Genomic DNA, 953 nt, shown 5'->3' on the forward strand with positions numbered 1-953 from the left:
GGGCGGCAACAGCCCCGCGGCTATCCGGATCAGGCTCGATTTGCCGACGCCGTTCGGCCCCGCGACGACCGCCGCCTCACCCGCCGCCAGCTCGAACGACACGTCGTCGAACAGCCGCCGTCCGCCGCGGTCGCAGGCGACACGGCGAAACGCCAGGCTCACGCCGCGGCGTCTTCCAGCGCATGCATGTCGTCGTCGCTCAGCCCGAAATGATGCCCGATCTCGTGGATCGTGACATGCGCGACCAGATCGTCGAGCCGCACCCCCGTCTCGATCCATTCCTCGAGGATCGCCCGCCTGTACAAGGTGATACGGTCGGGCATCGCGCCACTATCCATCGACGATTTCTCGCCCAGCGGCCGCCCCTGATACACCCCCGACAGGTCGAGCGGATGCTCGATGCCGAGCTCTGCCAGCGTCTCCTCGTCGGCGAATTCCTCGATGGCGAAGACCACGTCGCCCAGATGCACGCGAAATTCGGCGGGCAGCCGCGCGATCGTCGCGCGCCCGATCGCCTCGATCGCAGCCGCATCGGGCGCGAGCCCCTGCGTATCACCATGGATTGTCGCTTGCCCGCTCATGGCTCCAGCCATACGCGTTGGCGATCCATAGCTGCAAGGGTACGCGAATGATCGAGGCACTGAACGAGACCGAGCGGGCCGAGGCGCTCGATGGACTCGACGAGTGGGATTATGACGATGGCCGCGACGCGATCACGCGGACGATCGTGTTCGCCGATTTCGTCGAGGCATTCGGCTTCATGACTCAGGTCGCACTGATCGCCGAGCGCGCCAACCATCATCCCGAATGGAAGAATGTCTGGAACCGCGTCGAGATCCTGCTCACCACCCACGACGCCGGCGGCCTCTCCCCCCGCGACATCGAAATGGCCGAAGCGATCGACGCCATCGTCGGCGACTCCTGACCGCCGAGTCGTCATCCTGCCCCCCCCC

3 protein-coding genes are annotated in these 953 nt (G+C 66.3%); 1 reads left to right on the top strand and 2 read right to left on the bottom strand.

All coding sequences use genetic code 11. The features are described from left to right. Positions 1-162 (bottom strand): ATP-binding cassette domain-containing protein (locus sphsw_RS20075; protein WP_031440925.1); only part of this gene is annotated, 162 nt, incomplete at its 3' end. Then, complete coding sequence (locus tag sphsw_RS12630; protein ID WP_234387565.1) at positions 159-581, bottom strand: metallopeptidase family protein; 423 nt, start codon at positions 579-581, stop codon at positions 159-161. The genes sphsw_RS20075 and sphsw_RS12630, both read right to left, overlap by 4 nt. 47 nt (positions 582-628) lie before the next feature. Between sphsw_RS12630 and sphsw_RS12635 the strand changes: the two genes are divergently transcribed. Further along, the gene (locus sphsw_RS12635) at positions 629-925 is read left to right on the top strand and encodes a 4a-hydroxytetrahydrobiopterin dehydratase (protein WP_031394518.1); all 297 of its coding nucleotides are present in this window, start codon (positions 629-631) and stop codon (positions 923-925) included. Positions 926-953 lie beyond the last annotated feature (28 nt).

Origin of the sequence: Sphingomonas sp. FUKUSWIS1 (assembly GCF_000733135.1) — a bacterium.
Classification (GTDB): domain Bacteria; phylum Pseudomonadota; class Alphaproteobacteria; order Sphingomonadales; family Sphingomonadaceae; genus Sphingomonas; species Sphingomonas aerolata.

Excerpts from the sequence above, each read along its gene's own strand:
- sphsw_RS12635 (WP_031394518.1), top strand. The coding sequence starts at position 629 with ATGATCGAGGCACTGAACGAGACCGAGCGGGCCGAGGCGCTCGATGGA.
- sphsw_RS12630 (WP_234387565.1), bottom strand. The coding sequence starts at position 581 with ATGAGCGGGCAAGCGACAATCCATGGTGATACGCAGGGGCTCGCGCCC.